Here is a 19,553-nt window from a genome sequence, read left to right on the forward strand (position 1 = left end):
ATCGCAATTTGAAAATTCCGCTTGTGCTGCATTTGCGGGTGCCCATAGAATCAGCGCAAAAGTCGGGGTGGCCCCCTTGCGTGCGAACGCGCGTGCCAGTGGGCGCCTCACAAGAGACGCAACTTCCGTTACTGCTACCAAGGAGACCGCCATGTCGGCCGTACCAGAACAAGTCCTGGGTGCCACGAGCGCCAGCGACGTTGATCCCCAGGAAACCAAGGAATGGCTGGAGGCGCTGCAAGGCGTCATCGGCGCGGAAGGCCCGCAACGTGCGGCGTTCCTCCTCGACAAGCAGATCGAGTACGCACGCATCAACGGCGTGACGTCTCCGCTGCACGCAGAAACCCCCTATATCAATACGATCCCGGTCGAGAACCAGGACCGCATTCCTGGCAACCAGGAAATCGAGCACCGCATCCGTTCGTACACGCGCTGGAACGCCATGGCGATGGTGCTGCGTGCGAACAAGGACACGAACGTCGGCGGGCATATCTCGTCGTTCGCTTCGGCGGCCACGCTGTATGACGTCGGCTACAACCACTTCTGGCACGCCCCGTCGGACAAGCACGGCGGTGACATGGTTTTCGTGCAGGGCCACTCGGCGCCAGGCGTGTATTCGCGCGCCTTCCTGCTGGGCCGTCTGAACGAAGAGCAACTCGACAGCTTCCGCCAGGAAGTCGACGGAAAGGGCATCTCGTCGTATCCGCACCCGTGGCTGATGCCGGATTTCTGGCAGTTCCCGACCGTGTCGATGGGCCTGGGCCCGATCATGGCGATCTATCAGGCGCGCTTCACCAAGTACCTGGCCAGCCGCGGCCTGATCCAGAACTGGGAAAACCGCAAGGTCTGGGCGTTCCTGGGCGACGGCGAAACCGACGAGCCGGAATCGCTGGGCGCGATCGGCATGGCCGGCCGTGAAAAGCTGGATAACCTTGTCTTTGTGATCAACTGCAACCTGCAGCGCCTGGACGGCCCGGTGCGCGGCAACGGCAAGATCATTCAGGAACTGGAATCGGAATTCCGCGGCGCCGGCTGGAACGTCATCAAGGTCATCTGGGGCAGCCGCTGGGATCAACTGCTCGCCCGCGACACCAAGGGCCTGCTGATGAGCCGCATGATGGAATGCGTCGACGGCGAGTACCAGACCTTCAAGTCCAAGAGCGGTGCCTATGTGCGCGAGTTCTTCTTCAACACGCCGGAACTCAAGGCCATGGTGGCCGACTGGTCCGACGACGACATCTGGGCGCTGAACCGCGGCGGCCATGACCCGCACAAGATCTACGCGGCGTTCCAGGCGGCCAGCAACCACAAGGGCCAGCCGACCGTCATTCTCGCCAAGACCATCAAGGGCTATGGCATGGGCGAAGCCGGCGAAGCGATGAACATCGCACACCAGCAGAAGAAGATGCCGGTGGACGCCATCCGCAAGCTGCGTGATCGCTTCAACATTCCGGTTGCTGACGACCAGCTCGAGCACGTTCCGTACGTCAAGTTCGAAGAAGGCTCGAAGGAACTCGAATACATGCGCAAGGCGCGCATGGATCTGGGCGGCTACCTGCCGGCCCGTCGCCAGAAGGCCGACGCGCTGCAAATTCCGGCGCTGGCTGCGTTCGACGCGTTGCTCAAGGCCACCGGTGAGGGCCGCGAAGTGTCCACGACGATGGCCTTCGTGCGTATTCTGAACATCCTGCTGAAGGACAAGAACATCGGTAAGCACGTGGTGCCCATCGTGCCCGATGAGTCGCGCACGTTCGGTATGGAAGGTCTGTTCCGCCAGGTTGGTATCTGGAACCAGGAAGGCCAGAAGTACGTGCCGCAGGATCACGACCAGCTGATGTTCTACAAGGAATCGCAGACGGGTCAGGTGCTGCAGGAAGGCATCAACGAAGCCGGCGCCATGTGCGACTGGATCGCGGCAGCCACGTCGTATTCGACGCACGGCGTGGCGATGATCCCGTTCTACATCTACTACTCGATGTTCGGTATCCAGCGTATCGGCGACCTCTGCTGGGCCGCCGGCGACATGCGCTCGCGCGGCTTCCTGCTGGGCGGCACCGCTGGCCGTACCACGTTGAATGGCGAAGGCCTGCAGCACGAAGACGGTCACTCGCACGTGTACCACGCTGCCATCCCGAACTGCATCTCGTATGACCCGACCTTCCAGTACGAACTGGCGGTGGTGATGCAAGATGGCCTGCGTCGCATGTATGTCGAGCAGGAAGACGTCTATTACTACCTGACGGTGATGAACGAAAACTACGAGCACCCGGAAATGCCGGCGGGTGTCGAGGGCGACATCATCAAGGGCATGTACCAGTTCAAGAAGGGCGTCGAAAACAGCAACGCACCGCGCGTGCAACTGCTGGGCTCGGGCACGATCTTCCGTGAAGTGATTGCCGCGGCCGAGTTGCTCAAGAAGGACTGGGGCGTGGAGTCCGACTTGTGGGGCTGCCCGAGCTTTACCGAGCTGGCCCGTGAAGGCAACGCCATCGCACGCTGGAACCTGCTCAACCCGACCGAACCGCAACGCGAGTCGCACGTCGAAAAGCTGCTCAAGAACGCACGCGGCCCGGTCATCGCATCGACCGACTACGTTCGTACTTTCGCCGAGCAGATCCGCGCCTTCGTGCCGCGTCGCTACGTGGTGCTGGGCACCGACGGCTTCGGCCGTTCGGATACCCGCGAGAAGCTGCGTCACTTCTTCGAGGTGGATCGCTACTGGGTGACCGTCGCGTCGCTCAAGGCGCTCGCCGACGAAGGCGTGCTGCCGCGCGAAAAGGTGGCCGAGGCACTGAAGAAGTACAACCTCGATCCGAACAAGCCCAACCCGATGACCGTATAACGGAGCCGCCGGGCGCGCGTGTTGCGTCCCGGCCGGGCACCGCCCTGACAGACTTCCCGCAACGTGCATTTGCCTGCACGATGCGGTAGCCTGCGGGGCAATGCGTGTCCGCCGCCGGATGCTCTCGCCGCCAGACCCTCTGGAGACAGAAGAATGAGTCAAGTCGTAGAAATCAAGGTGCCGGACATCGGCGACTACAAAGACGTCCCGGTGATCGAAGTGCTGGTCAAGGCGGGCGATACCGTCAACGCCGAAGATTCGCTGGTCACGCTGGAGTCGGACAAAGCGACCATGGACGTGCCCTCGCCTAAGAGCGGCGTCGTCAAGGAAGTGAAGATCAAGGTGGGTGACACCGTGTCGGAAGGCTCGCTGGTGCTGCTGCTCGAAGAGCAGGGCGCTGCCGCCGCACCGGCCCCGGCGCCCCAAGCTGCGCCCGCACCGGCTCCCGCCGCTGCTGCGCCTGCACCTGCACCTGCAGCACAAGCTCCGGCGCCCGCGCCGGCTGCTGCGGGTGGCGGCACGGTTGAAGTGAAGGTGCCGGACATTGGCGACTACACGGACGTGCCGGTCATCGAGATCAGCGTGAAGGTGGGCGACAAGGTGGAAGCCGAGCAGTCGCTGATCACGCTCGAATCGGACAAGGCCACGATGGACGTGCCGTCGCCGGCCGCAGGTACCGTGAAGGAAATCCGCGTGAAGGTGGGCGATGCCGTGTCGCAAGGCACGCTGATCGTCGTGCTGGAAAGCGCGGGCGGCGCGAGTGCTGCGCCGGCACCTGCACAAGCTCCGGCGCCCGCACCGGCTGCTGCTGCACCGAGCCCGGCCCCTGCTGCTGCACCCGCTGCCGCTCCGGCCGCAGCGCCCGCGACGTACACCGCCGATACCGTCGGTACGGTCGGCAAGGCCGCCCACGCCAGCCCGTCGGTGCGCAAGTACGCGCGTGAGTTGGGCGTCAACGTGAATCTCGTCGGCGGCACGGGGCCGAAGAACCGCATTACGCAGGAAGACGTTCAGCGCTACGTCAAGGGCGTCATGAGCGGCCAGGCTGCAGCACCGGGCAAGGCTGCCGCAGGTGCACCGGCCGGTGGCGGCGAGCTGAACCTGCTGCCGTGGCCGAAGGTGGACTTCACCAAGTTCGGTCCGATCGATCCGAAGCCGCTGTCGCGCATCAAGAAGATTTCGGGTGCGAACCTGCACCGCAACTGGGTCATGATCCCGCACGTCACCAACAACGACGAAGCGGACATCACCGAGCTGGAAGCCTTCCGCGTGCAGATGAACAAGGACCACGAAAAGGCTGGCGTGAAGTTCACGATGCTGGCGTTCGTGATCAAGGCAGTGGTAGGCGCGCTGAAGAAATTCCCGACCTTCAACGCGAGCCTGGACGGCGACAACCTGGTCTTCAAGCAGTACTTCCACATCGGCTTTGCGGCCGATACGCCCAACGGGCTGGTGGTGCCGGTGATTCGCGATGCGGACAAGAAGGGCCTGATCGACATCGCCAAGGAAATGGCGGACCTGTCGAAGGCGGCCCGCGACGGTAAGCTCAAGCCGGACCAGATGCAGGGCGGCTGCTTCTCGATCTCGTCGCTGGGCGGCATCGGTGGCACGCATTTCACGCCGATCATCAACGCACCGGAAGTGGCGATCCTGGGTCTCTCGCGCGGCTATCAGAAGCCGGTGTGGGACGGCAAGCAGTTCGTGCCGCGCCTGACGCTGCCGCTGTCGTTGTCGTACGATCACCGCGTAATCGACGGCGCGGAGGCTGCGCGCTTCAACGCGTATCTGGCCAGCGTGCTGGCGGACTTCCGCCGCGTCAGCCTGTAAGCCCGCGTGGGCGCGGCACGCATCTGGCTTCTGGCCTGTGCGTGCCGGCCCCGTTGGGTTTGCAGCGGTCGGCGGACTGGTCAGTGGACTGATGGCGAGGACGACATGACGACGTGCGTGGTGGTCAAGAAAGACGGCGAAGTGGCGATTGCGGCCGATTCGCTGGTGACGTTCGGCGATACGCGCCTGGCGCGCGGCTACGAGCAGAACCAGAAGATCTTCCAGGTGGGCGATTCGCTGATCGCGCTGGCGGGCACGACTGCCCACTTTCCGGTTATGCGCAGCCTGCTGACGGGGCTGTCCGATGAGTGTCGCCTCGGCACGCGCGACGACGTCTTCCGGACCTTCCTGAAGGTGCATGAAAAGCTCAAGGACGAGTATTTCGTCAACACCAAGGAAGACGACGACGATCCCTACGAGTCGTCGCAGATCACGTGCCTGATCGCCAACGCAACCGGCATCTACGGCGTCTATTCGTACCGCGAGGTGTTTGCGTTCGACCGCTTCTGGGGTATCGGCTCGGGGCGCAATTTTGCGCTGGGTGCCATGTCGGCGGTGTTCGATATGCCCGGCAAGTCGGCGGCGGATGTTGCGCAGGTAGGCGTGTCCGCAGGCGTGGAGTTCGACAAGAGTTCGGGCGGCCCGATCGAAGTGCACACAGTACGTCTGCAGGATTGAAAAGCGTCAGCGGGCCCGGGCGATGCCGGGTGCCGACGACAAGAACAAGGAGTCAGGAATGAGCGTGGTGGAAATCAAGGTGCCGGACATCGGCGATTTCGATGCGGTGGAAGTCATCGAAGTGCTGATCAAGACGGGCGATACCGTGGCGCCCGAGCAGTCGCTGATCGTGCTGGAGTCCGACAAGGCCAGCATGGAAGTGCCGTCGGACGTGGCCGGCAAGATCGTCGACGTGAAGGTCAAGGTGGGCGACAAGGTCAGCAAGGGCACGGTGATCGCGACGGCGGAAGCCGGCGCGGCGGCTGCTCCGGCGCCTGCTCAAGCCCCGGCCCCGGCCGCAGCGCCTGCTGCCGCACCGGCCGCGTCGGCCCCCGCTCCGCAAGCGGCCAAGCACGCCGGCGGTGCCGACATCGAATGCGACATGCTCGTCCTCGGCTCGGGCCCGGGTGGGTATTCGGCCGCATTCCGCAGTGCGGATCTGGGCATGAACACTGTGCTGGTGGAGCGTTTCTCCACGCTGGGCGGCGTTTGCCTGAACGTGGGGTGTATCCCGTCGAAGGCGTTGCTGCACACGGCGGCCGTCATGGACGAAGTCAAGGCGATGGCCGCTCACGGCATCGTCTACAGCGAGCCCACGGTTGATATCAACCAACTGCGCAAACACAAAGAATCCGTTATCGGCAAGCTGACCGGCGGCCTGGCCGGCATGGCCAAGGCGCGCAAGGTGCAGGTCGTGCGCGGCGTCGGCACGTTCCTCGATCCGAACCACCTCGAAGTGCAACTGACGGGTGGCGACGGCAAGGCGACCACCGGCGAGAAGAAGGTCATCCGCTTTGCCAAGGCGATCATCGCTGCAGGTAGCGAGGCCGTGAAGCTGCCGTTCATTCCGCAAGATCCGCGCATCGTCGATTCGACCGGCGCGCTGGAACTGCGCGAAGTGCCGGCCAAGATGCTGGTCATCGGCGGCGGCATCATCGGCCTGGAAATGGCAACGGTGTACAGCACGCTGGGTTCCCGCATCGACGTGGTGGAAATGCTCGACGGCCTGATGCAGGGCGCCGACCGCGACCTCGTCAAGGTGTGGGACAAGATGAACAAGGGCCGCTTCGACAAGGTCATGCTCAAGACGAAGACGGTCGGGGTCGAAGCCAAGCCGGACGGCATCTACGTCAAGTTTGAAGGCGAAGCTGCACCGGCCGAGCCGGAACGCTACGACATGGTGCTGGTGGCCGTGGGCCGCACTCCTAACGGCAAGCGCATTGGCGCGGAAAAGGCCGGCGTGGCTGTGACCGACCGCGGTTTCATCGACGTGGACAAGCAGCAGCGCACGAATGTGCCGCACATCTTCGCGATCGGCGACATCGTGGGGCAGCCGATGCTGGCACACAAGGCCGTGCATGAAGGCCACGTGGCCGCCGAAGCCGCGCACGGCGAGAAGGCGTATTTCGATGCCAAGCAGATTCCGTCGGTCGCCTATACGGATCCGGAAGTGGCCTGGGCAGGTTTGACCGAGGACCAGTGCAAGGCGCAGGGCATCAAGTACGGCAAGGGCGTATTCCCTTGGGCGGCTTCCGGCCGGGCCATCGCCAACGGCCGAGACGAAGGTTTCACCAAGCTCATCTTCGACGAGGAAACCCACCGCATCATCGGCGGCGGCATCGTTGGCACACATGCGGGCGACCTCATCGGCGAGATCTGCCTGGCCATCGAGATGGGCGCGGACGCCGTGGATATCGGCAAGACTATCCACCCGCACCCGACGCTGGGTGAGTCGGTGGGTATGGCTGCGGAAATCTATGAGGGCGTTTGCACGGACGTACCGCCGGCTCGTAAGCGCTGATTTGCAATTAACCGCCAGATTTTTCAGGCAACTCGGAAATCTGGTCAGCAAGAAAAAGGGCCGCTCGATTGAGTGGCCTTTTTTTTTGAAGTGACGCGGCGGTGGGTTAGTGGCGAGGCTCAGCCGGGCGTCGATGCCGACGCAGCAGGCGCAGGGCTGCGATCAGGCGGCGCCACATCTGTTGCATCAGCCCATGCCGACGGGCGCGCCAGACGGCAATTCGCACCTGCAGGGCTTGCCAGGTCGGCATGGCTTGCAGGGCGGCCACCATGCGCTGCTTCCAAGCCAGGAAAGCGGATTCCCAGCGGGAATACCAAGCGATCGTGTGCAACTGTGGCCGTACGGCGGAATAGATGCGCACGCCCAACCCCGTGCTGACGATTTTCGCTGCGACAAGAACCAGTGTGCCCGCAATAAGATGGCCGCGCGCCAGCACGTAGACGGCCGCCAGCTTGAACGGCAGCAACGCCAGCATCGGCAGAGCAAAAGCGCAGAGGGCTTCGATGGGCTCCAGCTCGGCCAACTTCCGCTCCGCCGCTTGAACCCAGGGATGCGCCGCCAGATGGGCGGTTGCCCGCCGCATGGCGTTCCAGATCCACTCTTCTAATAGCAGGATGAGCGCCGCGGTGACGATCAGACTGCGCTTGGCCAGGGATTCGCGAGACATGGGACAGGAGAGGAGGCGGCGGGCTGCAATACAGAATGGAGCGTCGGCTGGGCGCAAAAGTTCGCAATTTGAGGGCGAGACGTTTCCGGCGCACATAAAAAACCCGGCCGAAGCCGGGCTAAAGGTACCCACTGATCACCACTGAGGACAGGTTTCGGTAGCGGGACCGAGGAGACAATCTAGCGAACACGGTGGAATGGACCGCTGGCCGTGCGTTTCGGTTCCGCGCAAATGCACGCAAACGACGTGTTTGGAGGCGTAGCTCGACGGCCGAAACAAAACGGGCCTCCCGAAGGAGGCCCGCTTGAATAACTAGGTGGACGACAGCAGCTTAGTGCTTAAGCAGCAGTCGTTGCCGACTTCTTGCCCGTAGCAGCGCGCGCCTGAGCGGAGGCTTGGGCGGTTGCCTTGCTGGCAGCGTTGGCAGCAGCGTGGAAGTTGCTTTCAGCCAGTTCCACAGCTTGCTTGGTGGCCTTCTGCACCGAGTCGTAGGCGTTGTTGGCGGCCGACAGGGCCGATTTCACCAGAGCAACTGCCGATTCCGAGCCAGCCGGCGCGTTCTTCGACACATTGTCGACCAGTGCTTGCAGCTTGCGGCTGTTTTCAGCGATTTGCACTTCAGCAGCCTTGCTGAACTCGGTTTGCGTGTCCGAAGCGATTTCGTACAGGTGACGGCTGTAAGCCAGAACCTTTTCAGCCAGCGGCTGCACCGCGGCGGTTTGCACCGACAGCAGCTCTTGGGCGTCCTTGGCGGTCAGTGCCTTCTTGGCGTGTTCGACGTTTTCGGCCAGGGTGGCCTTGACGACCTGCAGGTTCAGTTCGACCAGCTTTTCGACGCCTTCAAATGCCTTGTTGGTCAGGCCGAAGAACGTTTCCAGGTTGGCCTTGTGCGCCGCAGCGATCTGTTCCTGAGTCAGCATGTTGTCTCTCCAAATACAAAGGTGGGTAGGGAAATCAAAAATGAAAATTTAGATCGCCCAGATGTACAAAGCATGACGGTCAGCGTCGGGCCTTCCAGGCGACATCGCGATGAATTAGGGATGGTGCATCGCAACAATTTCATTGTTGTTGAACGGCAAACCAGTGTCAAGCATTATTTGTGCATCGCACAAAAATCAGAATTCGCTGATTTTTCGTGCACAGGAATTGCGTGACCAACCGTTTGGCGTAATTTTTTGTGGCAGAAAAATGCGCGTTTGTGGTGCAGGTGAAATGCATTTGACCACTTCCCGCCGCAAATCCGTCTCAAAAAACACACGAGTGCAGCGTAGGTTAGGATGCGTCCGAGTGCCATTTTTGTTGCGTTGCGTTTTCTGATTCACATGCGGGCGTTCTATACCGACCACTTTGTTTTGCCGTTGCCACCGGGCCATCGGTTTCCGATGCGCAAGTACAGCGAGCTGCGCGCACGGGTCTTGGCCGAGGTGCCGGGGCTGTCCATGCACGAGGCGCCGCGCGCCGATGACGACGCGTTGCTGCTGGCGCACGCGCCTGAATATATTGAGGCGGTAAGCACCGGTCGGCTTGACCCGGCGCGCCAGCGCGAGATCGGGTTTCCCTGGTCGTCGGAGATGGTCGAGCGCAGCCGCCGTTCGGCGGGGGCCACGATGGCCGCGAGCGAGGCCGCGTTGGCGGATGGCATTGCCGTCAACCTGGCGGGTGGCACGCACCACGCCTATGCGGAAAAGGGCGGCGGTTTCTGTGTATTCAACGACGCAGCCATCGCCTCGCGCTGGATGCAGCGCCGGCCGGGTAGGACGCCGACGGATTTTCCGGTCGCGATCGTCGATCTGGACGTACATCAAGGCAACGGCACGGCGTCGATCCTGCGCGACGACGCCACCGTTTTCACCTTGTCGCTGCACGGCGAGAAGAACTACCCGTTCCGCAAGGAAGCGTCGGATCTGGACATTGGCCTGCACGATGGTTGCGGCGACGAGGGCTATCTGCAGGCGCTGACCGGCGCACTCGATATCCTGGCCGGGCGCTTCAAGCCACAGTTGATCATCTATCTGGCCGGCGCAGATCCGCACGAGGGCGATCGTCTGGGCCGGCTCAAACTGACCCTGCAGGGCCTGGCCCGGCGCGATCAGGAAGTCTTCGACTTCGCATATCAACGGCGCATACCGATTGCCGTTACCATGGCGGGCGGCTACGGCAACAATATCGACGATACCGTGGCCGTCCACGCGCAGACCATCGCGCTGGCTGCCCGGCACGCACAACGCTGGGCGGCACGCGACGAGGTCGCCGCCGCATCGATCTCTCTTCCGCTTTCCGCATGACCCAAGCGTCTTCCGTCGCGCCAACCTCGGCGCGCGACTCCCTGTTTGTCGTCGCCATGCCGTGGCTGTTCGTGCTGATCTGGAGCACGGGCTTTATCGTGGCCAAGTACGGGATGCCGTACGCCGAGCCGATCACCTTCCTGTTCCTCCGCTTCGTGGGCGTGCTGGTGTGCCTGCTGCCGCTGGTATGGTTGGCGCGCGTGCCGCTGCCGCGCCGAGCGGGCACGGGCGAGACCGATTGGGCGACCGTCGGCCATATCGCGGTGGCTGGTTTGCTGATGCAATGGGGTTACCTGGCGGGCGTGTGGGCAGCAGTCAAGCTTGGCATGCCTGCAGGGATGACTGCGCTGATCGTCGGCATGCAGCCGATTCTGACCGCGCTGTATGTGTCGATGCGTGGGGAGCGCGTGTCGGGCCGCCAATGGTTGGGGTTGTTGTGTGGCATCGCCGGCGTGGGTCTGGTGGTGGCCAACAAGCTGCATCTGGCGGGCGTGAGCATGACGACGCTTGCGCTGTGTGTGGGCGCGCTGCTGTCGATCACCGTTGGCACGCTGTACCAAAAGCGCCATTGCCCGGTGTTCGACTTGCGGGTGGGCGCGTGCATCCAGTTCGGGGCATCGGCGCTGCTGTGTCTGCCGTTCATGTTTCTGTTTGAGACGCGTGAGGTGCATTGGACGCTGCCGATGATCGGCTCGCTGGTGTGGTCGGTGCTGGCGTTGTCGATCGGCGCGATCTCGCTGCTGTTTGTGCTGATCCGCAAGGGTGCGGCCACCAAGGTGACGTCGCTCCTGTATCTCACGCCACCTACGACAGCCGTGATGGCCTGGGCGCTGTTCGGCGAGCGTTTTCCGCCGCTGGCAGCGTTGGGCATGGTGATTGCCGCGTGTGGTGTGGCGCTCGTCATCCGCAAGTAACCGAGATTGAGCGGCTGACGTATCCTGATCACTTTCCACTGCCACCCGCCCGCCGCCCATGAGCACGCCCCGCCAGACGCGCGACGACTACCGCCACTTCCATACCATCACCACGCGCTGGATGGACAACGACGTCTATGGCCACGTCAACAACGTCGTCTATTACAGCTACTTCGACACCGTGGTGAACGCCTACCTGATCGAGCAGGGCGTGCTGAACCCCGAACACAGCGACACCATCGGCCTTGTCATCGAGACGCAATGCAACTATTTCGCGCCGCTCTCGTTTCCTGATCCCGTGGTGGCTGGGCTGCGCGTTGCACGCCTGGGCAACACGAGCGTGCGCTATGAGGTGGGCCTGTTCCGTGGCGACGCGCAGGAGGCCGCCGCGCAGGGCCATTTCGTGCACGTCTACGTTGACCGCGAAACGCGTCGTCCAGTGCCGCTGCCCGATGCGCTGCGTGCCGTTCTCGAGCCGCTTGCGTCCAATATCACCGCTTGAGTCTTGCGCATCATCATGACCGACCGACGCCCCACCTCCGCAGAAGTCGAACTCGTCGATCAGGCAATCACTTCGCGCCGTTCCGTTCGCGCATTTCTGCCGACGCCCGTCGCCCGCGAAGACATCGAAGCGATTCTGGATGTGGCGCGTCGTGCGCCGTCAGGCAGCAATACGCAGCCGTGGAAGGTCTATGTGCTGATGGGCGAATCGAAGGCGCGCTTGTCCGAATCTGTGTTGGCGGCGTACGACCACCCGGAAGTCGGCACGCTGCATCGCGAGGAATATCCGTACTATCCGCGCACATGGATCGATCCGTACCAGAGCCGACGCCGCAAGGTCGGCTGGGATCTGTATGGCTTGCTCGGCATCGAACGCGCCGACAAGGAACGCATCCACGCGCAGCACGCGCGCAACTTCCGCTTCTTCGATGCGCCGGTCGGCATCATCTTCACGATCGACCGGGTGATGGAGCAGGGAAGTTGGCTCGATTACGGCATGTTCCTCGAAGCCTTGATGGTGAGTGCGCGTGCTCGCGGCATCGATACGTGTCCACAGGCCGCTTTCACGCAATTCCATCGGATCATCGGCGAGCATCTCGGGTTGACCGATGACGAGATGGTCGTCTGCGGCATGTCGATGGGTTATGCGAACCCGGCCGCCATCGAAAACACGCTCATCACCGAGCGCGCACCAGTCTCCGACTTCACTCGCTTCCTCGACTGACGTCGTCATCACGCCGCCGCCGGGACGCTACAGCGCACATCTTCGTGTAAAGCGAGAATTGGCGGTGAAAAGTCGTCGAATTATGTCAACAAATACGACCGATCGTCGTTAGACTTTCAGTATGCGACTCCGCGTATGGCACGCGTGTTGTGAGGAAGTGTTGTGGGCTGGTTGTACACCGTGATTGTCGGCATGCGCGATGGAGTTCACGGGGTATTCTCAGAATCCGCCGCTGACTCCGCACTCGTTTCCATGTGCGTCATGCGCAACTTTCTTCGCGATTGGAATCCTGCCGCAGCAGACAATTGCGTCGAAATGATGACCGAATGATAAGGCTCCAGAGGTCAAACTTTAAGGCTGTGAGCTAAGTCCTTCATCTTGCTAAGAATTTTGTTTTTGCCTACACTTGCGCCATCTCACGCGCGGGTGATCGAATCATGTCACGGTCTGTTTCCTCATTTTTTCGACGTCTCGGCTTCGTTTCGCTGATGACCGTCGCGCTCGCCGCCGTCTCCGTCGCTACCGTGGCCAACGCTGCCACGTCCGACAAAAAGCCCGCCGCCAGCAAGAAAGCCAAAGTCAAATCCACGGGCAAGACCGTCGCCAATCGCAAGGCCAGCGCCAAAGTCGCGGCTGCGAGCGGCGATGAAGTCGCCTCCATCAAAGTCCGCAAGGTCGTCACCGTCAAAGGCAAGCGCCGCGTGATCATGGTCGAGCGCGGTGCTCGTCCGGTGCGCGCCGCTTTCGTGCCGGCATCTCCGACGCTTGGTGAAGCGATGGGCCTGCGTTCGACGCCCGATGCGTTGGCGCTGCGTTCTTCCGTCGCGCTGGTGATGGACCAGAACAACGGCGAAGTGCTGTTCCAGAAGAATTCGTCGGCCGTGCTGCCGATCGCCTCGATCACCAAGCTGATGACTGCGCTGGTCGTGACCGACGCACATCAGCCGATGGATGAGCTGCTTGAAATCACCGATGAGGATCGCGACTACGAGCGCAACACCGGCTCGCGTCTGCGCTTCGGCACGATGCTCACGCGTGAAGACTTATTGCTGCTGGCGCTGATGTCGTCGGAAAACCGCGCAGCCTCGGCGCTGGGTCGCAATTTTCCGGGTGGTCGTCCGGCATTCGTTGCGGCCATGAACCGCAAGGCGCACGAACTGGGCATGAACGACACGCACTATGTCGATTCGAACGGCCTGTCGAGCAGTAACGTGTCGAGCGCGCAGGATCTCGCGAAGATCGTGATGGCTGCCTACAAGGTGCCGACCATTCGTCAATTCACGACCACCCCTGAACATACGGTCAACGCCAACGGCCGCACGCTGCACTACGTCAACACCAACCGTCTGGTGCGCGGTGGCGAATGGGATATCGGTCTGCAGAAGACCGGCTTCATCAACGAAGCGGGCCGCTGCCTGGTGATGCAGGCGAACGTGCATGGCCGGAACGTTGTGATGGTGTTCCTGGATTCGGCCGGCAACCTCACGCGCTTTGCGGACGCTACGCGCGTGCGCAATTGGCTGGAGCGCAATCCGCATATCGAGCCGGCAACGCAAGCTGCAGCGCCGCTGCGGAATGTGCCGGTGTCGACGCAGCCGACAACCGTGCTGGCTTCGGAGCAGCACGGCGCCTGAGCCACGGCATCACCCATCAAAAAAGCGCGTCATCGAACGCGCTTTTTTGTTGGGCAAAACCGGCGGGCTCACCCTGCACGCACAGCGTCTTCTTCGTGCGTGTAGCCCATACCTTTGGAGATCTGCAAGGCGGTGTCCTTGAGGTTGTCGAGCCAACTGTCCTGCAACCGGTCTGCCGGTGCAGACAGCGACAAACCTGCTACCAGCCGCCGCGAATCATCGTAGATGCCGGCAGCGATACAACGCACGCCGAGTTCCAGTTCTTCGTTGTCGCGTGCGTAGCCGTTGGTACGCACCCAGTTGAGTTCGCGTTCGAGCTTGGGCAAGTCCGTGATCGACGTGCGGGTATGACCAGAGAGACCGGTACGCGTGGCATAGGCCCGTACGCGGCCGAGTTCGTCTGCAGCCAAGAACAGCTTGCCGACCGAAGTCAGGTGCAGCGGCGCGCGGCCACCGATCGCACGTACCACTTGCATGCCCGAGCGTTCGGAATATGCGCGCTCGATGTAGACAATCTCATCGCCCTGGCGTACCGAGAGGTTGACGGTCTGGCCGGTCAGGCGGTGCAGGGCGCGCATTGGCGCGAGGGCCGCTTCACGCACCGAGAGGCGTGCCTTGACGAGGTTGCCGAGTTCAAGCAAACGCATGCCGAGACGGTAGCTGCCCGGGTCGGAGCGATCGACAAAGCGGCAAGCCACCATGTCGTTCAGGATGCGGTGCGCGGTGGACGGGTGCAGGCCTGTGCTGGCCGACAGCGCCTTCAGGCTGACCGGATCGGCGTGATCGGCAAGGGCGTCGAGCAGCATCATCATGCGTTCGATGACCTGGATGGACGTCTTGCCGGGGTCCTTGTCTGCTTCTGCCATGGGTGCAGTGGGTTGCGGATGCGATGCAAAATTCTATCCCACGATGTGAAAATACGCACCATCCCGACGCATGATTTCGGGTATTTTCGAGGGCTTTCTCAGTCGGCCAGCGAGTGTGCTTAGTGGGGCCTCGTGAAGCGCACTCACCACTGGCATGAAGAAGTTCTGTGCCTTGAGGTCCGCGCCGGACGGGGCAGCGGGCGCATAATGGCGGCTTCCCGCAGAACACACGAGACTCCCATGCGCGTAGGTTTGTTCGTCACTTGCCTCATTGATCTGATGCGGCCCGAGATCGGGTTTTCGGTGCTCAAGCTGCTGGAAAAGGCCGGTTACGAAGTCGAGGTGCCGCCCGCGCAGACCTGCTGTGGCCAGCCTGCCTACAACTCCGGTGACCGCCCGCTGGCCCGCGACCTGGCCGAGAAAACGCTCAGGGAATTCGAGCAGTTCGACTACATCGTCATCCCGTCTGGTTCGTGTGGCGGCATGATTCGCAAAGGCTACGCCGACCTGTTTCGCGACGATCCGGAGCTTGCGGGCCGCTACGAGCGCCTGGCGCCGCGTGTGTACGAATTGACCGACTTTCTCGTCAACGTGGCACGCGTCGAATCACTTGACTCCGAATTCCACGGACATGTGACGTACCACGATTCGTGCTCCGGCCTTCGCGAATTGGGCGTGAAAGCGCAACCGCGTGAGTTGCTCGGCAAACTGCCGGGCGTGCAGTTGACCGAAATGCCCGCATGCGAAGCGTGCTGCGGTTTCGGCGGCACGTTCTCGATCAAGTACGGCGATATCTCCACCGCTATTGCGGATGAGAAATGCGCCAACATCAAGGCCAGCGGGGCCGATGCCGTGGTGCTCGGCGACGTGGGCTGCATGCTCAACATCGAAGGTCGGCTGCGCCGTACAGGCGACACGCACACGCGCGTGCTTCACATCGCGCAAGTCCTTGCCGGCGACGCGTAAATCGCAACGCCAAGAACTCGACGGAGACGCAATCGCATGCAAGTCCGCAGCATGGAATTCAAGGCACGCGCCGGGCAGAAGCTCGCCGACAAGCGCCTGCAGCAGAACCTCACCAAACTCTCGACCAAGTTCGTCACCGCACGTGCGGCGGCCATCCAGGACATCGATTTTCCGGCCACGCGTGAAGCGCTGAAGGAGCGCCGCAACCGCGCGCTGGAAAACCTGGACGTCTGGCTCGCGACGTTCGAGGCAGAGGCGACGCGCCGCGGCGCCAAGGTGCTGTTTGCTGAAACGACGGCCGATGCCGCGCGCCTAGTGGCAGATATCGCTCGCAAGCACGAGGTCAAGAAGGTCATCAAGAGCAAGTCGATGGTGACCGAGGAGATGCGCTTGAACCAGGTGCTCGGCGAGATGGGCGTGCAGAGCATCGAGACCGATCTGGGTGAGTACATCCTGCAGATCAACGATAGCGAGCCGCCATCGCACATCATTGCGCCGGTGGTGCACAAGGATAAGGAGGAGATCGCCGATCTCTTCGCCAAGACGCACAACAAGCCGCGCCTGACCGACATTCCCGAGATGACGCGCGAGGCGCGCGAAGTGCTGCGGCCCCAGTTTCTGTCTGCCGACATGGGCGTGACGGGCGGCAACTTCATCATTGCCGAGACGGGTTCCGTGGCGGTCGTCACGAACGAGGGCAACGAAGGCATGTGCACGATCATGCCGCGCGTGCACGTTGCCGTGACGGGCATCGAGAAGGTGCTGCCGACGCTCGAAGATCTGGCGACTGTCATGCGCTTGTTGCCGCGTTCGGCCACGGGGCAGGCGATCTCGAACTATTTCTCGCTGCTGACCGGCCCGCGCGCGCCCGGCGAGAAGGATGGTCCCGAGCATATGTACTTCGTCATCGTCGACGGCGGCCGCAGCGGCCTGATCGGCGGCGAATTCCAGGAGATGCTGCGCTGTATCCGATGCGGCGCGTGCATGAACCATTGCCCGGTCTATCAGAAGATCGGCGGCCATGCGTACGGCTGGGTGTATCCGGGCCCGATGGGCAGCGTGCTGACGCCAAGCTACGTTGGGCTGTCGAACGCGTTGGACCTTCCGCAAGCGGCTACGCTGTGCGGTGAATGCAATCGTGTGTGCCCTGCGTCCATCCCGCTGTCGGATTTGCTGCGCACGCTGCGCGAAAAACAAATGGAGCGCGAATTGCGCCCGCAAGCGGAGCGCTTTGGCTTGCGCGTGTGGGGCTTCATGGCACGGCGACCGGCGTTGTATTCGGCGGGCACCTGGGTTGCAGCGCGCGTGCTGCGCTGGATGGGCGGTGACAAGAAACTGATTCACTCGCTGCCGGTCGGCAAAGGTTGGACCGACACGCGTGACATGCCGGCCCCCGCGGGCAAAACGTTCCGCGAGCTGTACCGTGAAAAGAAGGCCCGAGCATGACCACAGCTGAATCCCTCCAAACGCTGCGCGACGCGCTCGATCGTCACGCAAAGTCACCCGACCTGCCGCACCTGCTCAAGCAGTGGCGAGACGATGCTGTGCTCGTGCCGTTGGCGATCTTGCCGCCGGCGTACGACCAAGTGCGGCGTACCTTGCTGCAGCGGCTGGATATGGCCGTGTCGTTCGGCGAGGAAAGCTGCTCGTTCTCGCCGTCGTCGCTGCTGGCCGAAATGCGTCTGTGGGCGGACAAGGCTGAGGCCAAGCTCGCCAGCATGTAATCGGCAGGCGACATTGAACGCGGGATGCGTGCTAGTGTCTGACACGTTATTCCCGTGTCAGCCAATGCCATGAATCAGACCGCGCGCGAAATCATGCTGTACGACGCCCAGAAGAAGAGTTCGGGCGTTGCCTACCTCTGGTGGTTTCTGCTGGGCTTCCTGGGGGCGCATCGCTTCTATCTGAAGCGGCCTGGCAGCGGTATCGCGCAGGCCATCGCCAACATCGGCGGCACATGGCTGGCGTTTCGCGACATGGGTAATACCGCGGGCTGGGTGCTGGCCGTCATCGGGGGGCTGTGGGTGCTGGTGGACATGTTCCTGATCCCGGGGATGGTCAGCGCATACAACACGGTGCTCGCGGGGCGGCTTTCGACCGCACCCTGAAAGGAATCGATTTCATGAACAAAATGACTTGGTGGATGCGCGCCGCACTGTGGCTGGCCGGTTTGGCATGCCTGAGCGGCGCGTTGGCGGGTTGCACGACTTCGCGCGATCAATACAGCCAGAGTTCCAACATCAGTACGTACGGTGTGGTCGACGTCGGGATCGAGCGCACGTCGCGCTGATCATGATTCCGTGGCTGGCGGCGCCACCTCTTCAAATCGCCGCCACTCGCCGTTGACAAGCAGTTCCAGCGGTTGGAACAGCGCCTTGTAGGCCATCTTGCGGCTCTGTTCGATCCAATAGCCGAGATAGACGTAGGGCAGGTCCAGCGCCTGCGCCTGGGCGATCTGCCACAGGACGTTGTACGTCCCGTAGCTCGCCTTCTGCTCGATCGGATCGTAGAAGGTGTAGACGGACGACAGTCCATCTTCCAGCACGTCGATCATGCTCACCATGCGCAGCTTGCCCGCCGATGGCGATTCGGGCGGCTCGCGAAATTCCACCAAACGCGAATTCACCCGGCTCTGCAGCAGGAACTGCTCGTATTGATCGCGGCTGTCGTGGTCCATGCCGCCGCCCGCATGGCGGACCGACTGGTACAAGAGATAGAGCTGATAGTGCTCTTCCACATAGGTAAGGGGTGCAACCAGCGCTTCAAGCGCCTGATGCCGCTCGGCGGCACGGCGTTGCGCCCGCGACGGTGAATATTGATCAACGACGACGCGGCACGGCGTGCATGCGTGGCAGTCGTCGCAATGGGGGCGGTAGGTGAAGATGCCGCTGCGCCGGAAGCCGGCGCGCACGAGCTTGGAATAGACGTCCGCGTTGATCAGGTGCGCTGGCGTGGCGACCTGCGAGCGCGCCAGGCGGCCATCGAGATAGCTGCATGCGTACGGCGCGGTGGCATAGAACTGCAATGCCGAGAGGGGAAGTTCCTTAAGCTTGCTCATTGCGCACGGTCCACCGGCGGAGTACCGATTTGTCGAAGTACCACGGGACAATGGCCGGCGCGTTGGCCGCTTCCCGCACATGTGCGAGAAACGCCGCGCGCGGCACCGGGGCACCGCCCAGCGACGCCAGATGCTCGGTCTCCTGCTGGCAGTCTATCATCGCGACGCCCTGACCGCCGAGGAAGGCGCAGAGTGCGGCCAACGCGATTTTCGAGGCATCGGTGCGGTGCGCAAACATCGATTCGCCGTAGAACATGCGGCCGAGCGCCACGCCGTACAGGCCGCCCACGCGTTTCCCCCTATACCAAGCCTCGACGCTGTGTGCGTAGCCGCGGCGATGCAGGGCAGTGTAGGCGAGGATCACGTCTTCCGTGATCCACGTGCCGTGCTGGCCGGGCCGCGCTGTGGTGGCGCAGGCGACCATCGTTTCGCGGAAGGCGTGGTCGACGCGGATTTCCCACGCCGGATCATTCAGCACGCGGCGCAGCGTTTTACGAAAGGTGGTTGATACGCGAAAGTCTTCCGGGCGCAGCACCATGCGCGGATCGGTGCTCCACCACAGCACCGGCTGGCCCTGGGCATACCACGGGAAAATGCCTTGCCGATAGGCAATCAGCAGCCGTTGCGGCGATAGCTCTGCACTGGCGGCCAGTAGCCCCGGCGCCTCAGACTCCGGCCCGAGCGCACGATCGACCGGCGGGAAGGGATCATGCGGATCCAGCCAGGCGATCATGGTGTGGACAACGTTGAC

The 19,553-nt window shown here is 62.5% G+C and carries 19 protein-coding genes; 14 read left to right on the forward strand and 5 right to left on the reverse strand.

Annotation, left to right across the window (positions count from 1 at the left end; genetic code table 11):
- Positions 1-151 precede the first annotated feature (151 nt).
- The 4 genes from aceE (at position 152) to lpdA (ending at position 7,187) form a co-directional block, all read left to right on the forward strand.
- A complete protein-coding gene (gene aceE / locus R2N16_RS20100; RefSeq protein ID WP_316667893.1) occupies positions 152-2,842 on the forward strand; it encodes a pyruvate dehydrogenase (acetyl-transferring), homodimeric type in 2,691 nt (896 codons plus the stop codon).
- Positions 2,843-2,995: 153 nt separating this feature from the next.
- Positions 2,996-4,669, forward strand: a complete 1,674-nt coding sequence (aceF, locus tag R2N16_RS20105; RefSeq protein WP_316667896.1) for a dihydrolipoyllysine-residue acetyltransferase — start codon at positions 2,996-2,998, stop codon at positions 4,667-4,669.
- Between the two features lie 105 nt (positions 4,670-4,774).
- On the forward strand, positions 4,775-5,347 hold the full coding sequence (locus tag R2N16_RS20110) for an Ntn hydrolase family protein (RefSeq protein WP_316667898.1): 573 nt from the start codon (positions 4,775-4,777) through the stop codon (positions 5,345-5,347).
- Between the two features lie 58 nt (positions 5,348-5,405).
- A complete protein-coding gene (gene lpdA / locus R2N16_RS20115) occupies positions 5,406-7,187 on the forward strand; it encodes a dihydrolipoyl dehydrogenase (protein ID WP_316667900.1) in 1,782 nt (593 codons plus the stop codon).
- A 106-nt stretch (positions 7,188-7,293) separates the two neighbouring features.
- Here lpdA and R2N16_RS20120 read toward each other — a convergent pair whose 3' ends face one another.
- Positions 7,294-7,854 carry a hypothetical protein gene (locus tag R2N16_RS20120; protein ID WP_316668010.1) on the reverse strand — a complete coding sequence of 187 codons (561 nt, stop codon included), beginning with the start codon at positions 7,852-7,854 and terminating at the stop codon, positions 7,294-7,296.
- Positions 7,855-8,192: 338 nt separating this feature from the next.
- Complete coding sequence (locus R2N16_RS20125) at positions 8,193-8,774, reverse strand: phasin family protein (protein ID WP_024975535.1); 582 nt, start codon at positions 8,772-8,774, stop codon at positions 8,193-8,195.
- A 357-nt stretch (positions 8,775-9,131) separates the two neighbouring features.
- Here R2N16_RS20125 and R2N16_RS20130 point away from each other — a divergent pair, with 357 nt between their 5' ends.
- The 5 genes from R2N16_RS20130 (at position 9,132) to pbpG (ending at position 13,912) form a co-directional block, all read left to right on the forward strand.
- Positions 9,132-10,139 carry a histone deacetylase family protein gene (locus R2N16_RS20130; protein WP_316667902.1) on the forward strand — a complete coding sequence of 336 codons (1,008 nt, stop codon included), beginning with the start codon at positions 9,132-9,134 and terminating at the stop codon, positions 10,137-10,139.
- Positions 10,136-11,053, forward strand: coding sequence for a DMT family transporter (locus R2N16_RS20135; protein ID WP_316667904.1), 918 nt, complete (start codon positions 10,136-10,138; stop codon positions 11,051-11,053). The genes R2N16_RS20130 and R2N16_RS20135 overlap by 4 nt, the downstream gene beginning before the upstream one ends.
- 58 nt (positions 11,054-11,111) lie before the next feature.
- On the forward strand, positions 11,112-11,555 hold the full coding sequence (locus R2N16_RS20140; protein WP_024972634.1) for an acyl-CoA thioesterase: 444 nt from the start codon (positions 11,112-11,114) through the stop codon (positions 11,553-11,555).
- Positions 11,556-11,570: 15 nt separating this feature from the next.
- Positions 11,571-12,278: a nitroreductase gene (locus tag R2N16_RS20145; RefSeq protein ID WP_316667907.1), complete on the forward strand. Its 708-nt coding sequence runs from the start codon at positions 11,571-11,573 to the stop codon at positions 12,276-12,278.
- 437 nt (positions 12,279-12,715) lie between these two features.
- Complete coding sequence (gene pbpG / locus R2N16_RS20150) at positions 12,716-13,912, forward strand: D-alanyl-D-alanine endopeptidase (RefSeq protein ID WP_316667908.1); 1,197 nt, start codon at positions 12,716-12,718, stop codon at positions 13,910-13,912.
- 68 nt (positions 13,913-13,980) lie between these two features.
- Here pbpG and R2N16_RS20155 read toward each other — a convergent pair whose 3' ends face one another.
- Entirely contained in the window at positions 13,981-14,778 is a 798-nt protein-coding gene (locus R2N16_RS20155; RefSeq protein ID WP_316667910.1) for an IclR family transcriptional regulator, read from the reverse strand.
- Positions 14,779-15,018: 240 nt separating this feature from the next.
- Here R2N16_RS20155 and R2N16_RS20160 point away from each other — a divergent pair, with 240 nt between their 5' ends.
- The 5 genes from R2N16_RS20160 (at position 15,019) to R2N16_RS20180 (ending at position 18,034) form a co-directional block, all read left to right on the forward strand.
- Positions 15,019-15,744, forward strand: coding sequence for a (Fe-S)-binding protein (locus R2N16_RS20160; RefSeq protein ID WP_316667912.1), 726 nt, complete (start codon positions 15,019-15,021; stop codon positions 15,742-15,744).
- Positions 15,745-15,780: 36 nt separating this feature from the next.
- Positions 15,781-17,190, forward strand: coding sequence for a LutB/LldF family L-lactate oxidation iron-sulfur protein (locus R2N16_RS20165; RefSeq protein WP_316667914.1), 1,410 nt, complete (start codon positions 15,781-15,783; stop codon positions 17,188-17,190).
- Entirely contained in the window at positions 17,187-17,468 is a 282-nt protein-coding gene (locus R2N16_RS20170) for a hypothetical protein (RefSeq protein ID WP_316667916.1), read from the forward strand. The genes R2N16_RS20165 and R2N16_RS20170 overlap by 4 nt, the downstream gene beginning before the upstream one ends.
- Before the next feature lie 69 nt (positions 17,469-17,537).
- Positions 17,538-17,852, forward strand: coding sequence for a TM2 domain-containing protein (locus R2N16_RS20175; RefSeq protein WP_316667918.1), 315 nt, complete (start codon positions 17,538-17,540; stop codon positions 17,850-17,852).
- 14 nt (positions 17,853-17,866) lie between these two features.
- Entirely contained in the window at positions 17,867-18,034 is a 168-nt protein-coding gene (locus tag R2N16_RS20180) for a hypothetical protein (protein ID WP_316667920.1), read from the forward strand.
- Here the strand turns inward: R2N16_RS20180 and R2N16_RS20185 are convergent, their stop codons facing one another.
- Both R2N16_RS20185 and aat read right to left on the reverse strand, forming a co-directional pair.
- A complete protein-coding gene (locus tag R2N16_RS20185) occupies positions 18,035-18,802 on the reverse strand; it encodes an arginyltransferase (RefSeq protein WP_316667922.1) in 768 nt (255 codons plus the stop codon).
- The gene (gene aat / locus R2N16_RS20190) at positions 18,789-19,535 is read right to left on the reverse strand and encodes a leucyl/phenylalanyl-tRNA--protein transferase (protein WP_316667924.1); all 747 of its coding nucleotides are present in this window, start codon (positions 19,533-19,535) and stop codon (positions 18,789-18,791) included. Before aat ends, R2N16_RS20185 begins: the two co-directional genes overlap by 14 nt.
- Between the last annotated feature and the right edge of the window lie 18 nt (positions 19,536-19,553).

This window comes from Ralstonia psammae (assembly GCF_958405935.1).
Lineage (GTDB): Bacteria > Pseudomonadota > Gammaproteobacteria > Burkholderiales > Burkholderiaceae > Ralstonia > Ralstonia psammae.

Bases quoted from the DNA above. Each gene is read 5' to 3' on its own strand.
- aceE (WP_316667893.1), top strand. From the start codon at position 152: ATGTCGGCCGTACCAGAACAAGTCCTGGGTGCCACGAGCGCCAGCGAC.
- aceF (WP_316667896.1), top strand. From the start codon at position 2,996: ATGAGTCAAGTCGTAGAAATCAAGGTGCCGGACATCGGCGACTACAAA.
- R2N16_RS20110 (WP_316667898.1), top strand. From the start codon at position 4,775: ATGACGACGTGCGTGGTGGTCAAGAAAGACGGCGAAGTGGCGATTGCG.
- lpdA (WP_316667900.1), top strand. From the start codon at position 5,406: ATGAGCGTGGTGGAAATCAAGGTGCCGGACATCGGCGATTTCGATGCG.
- R2N16_RS20120 (WP_316668010.1), bottom strand. From the start codon at position 7,854: ATGTCTCGCGAATCCCTGGCCAAGCGCAGTCTGATCGTCACCGCGGCG.
- R2N16_RS20125 (WP_024975535.1), bottom strand. From the start codon at position 8,774: ATGCTGACTCAGGAACAGATCGCTGCGGCGCACAAGGCCAACCTGGAA.
- R2N16_RS20130 (WP_316667902.1), top strand. From the start codon at position 9,132: ATGCGTCCGAGTGCCATTTTTGTTGCGTTGCGTTTTCTGATTCACATG.
- R2N16_RS20135 (WP_316667904.1), top strand. From the start codon at position 10,136: ATGACCCAAGCGTCTTCCGTCGCGCCAACCTCGGCGCGCGACTCCCTG.
- R2N16_RS20140 (WP_024972634.1), top strand. From the start codon at position 11,112: ATGAGCACGCCCCGCCAGACGCGCGACGACTACCGCCACTTCCATACC.
- R2N16_RS20145 (WP_316667907.1), top strand. From the start codon at position 11,571: ATGACCGACCGACGCCCCACCTCCGCAGAAGTCGAACTCGTCGATCAG.
- pbpG (WP_316667908.1), top strand. From the start codon at position 12,716: ATGTCACGGTCTGTTTCCTCATTTTTTCGACGTCTCGGCTTCGTTTCG.
- R2N16_RS20155 (WP_316667910.1), bottom strand. From the start codon at position 14,778: ATGGCAGAAGCAGACAAGGACCCCGGCAAGACGTCCATCCAGGTCATC.
- R2N16_RS20160 (WP_316667912.1), top strand. From the start codon at position 15,019: ATGCGCGTAGGTTTGTTCGTCACTTGCCTCATTGATCTGATGCGGCCC.
- R2N16_RS20165 (WP_316667914.1), top strand. From the start codon at position 15,781: ATGCAAGTCCGCAGCATGGAATTCAAGGCACGCGCCGGGCAGAAGCTC.
- R2N16_RS20170 (WP_316667916.1), top strand. From the start codon at position 17,187: ATGACCACAGCTGAATCCCTCCAAACGCTGCGCGACGCGCTCGATCGT.
- R2N16_RS20175 (WP_316667918.1), top strand. From the start codon at position 17,538: ATGAATCAGACCGCGCGCGAAATCATGCTGTACGACGCCCAGAAGAAG.
- R2N16_RS20180 (WP_316667920.1), top strand. From the start codon at position 17,867: ATGAACAAAATGACTTGGTGGATGCGCGCCGCACTGTGGCTGGCCGGT.
- R2N16_RS20185 (WP_316667922.1), bottom strand. From the start codon at position 18,802: ATGAGCAAGCTTAAGGAACTTCCCCTCTCGGCATTGCAGTTCTATGCC.
- aat (WP_316667924.1), bottom strand. From the start codon at position 19,535: ATGATCGCCTGGCTGGATCCGCATGATCCCTTCCCGCCGGTCGATCGT.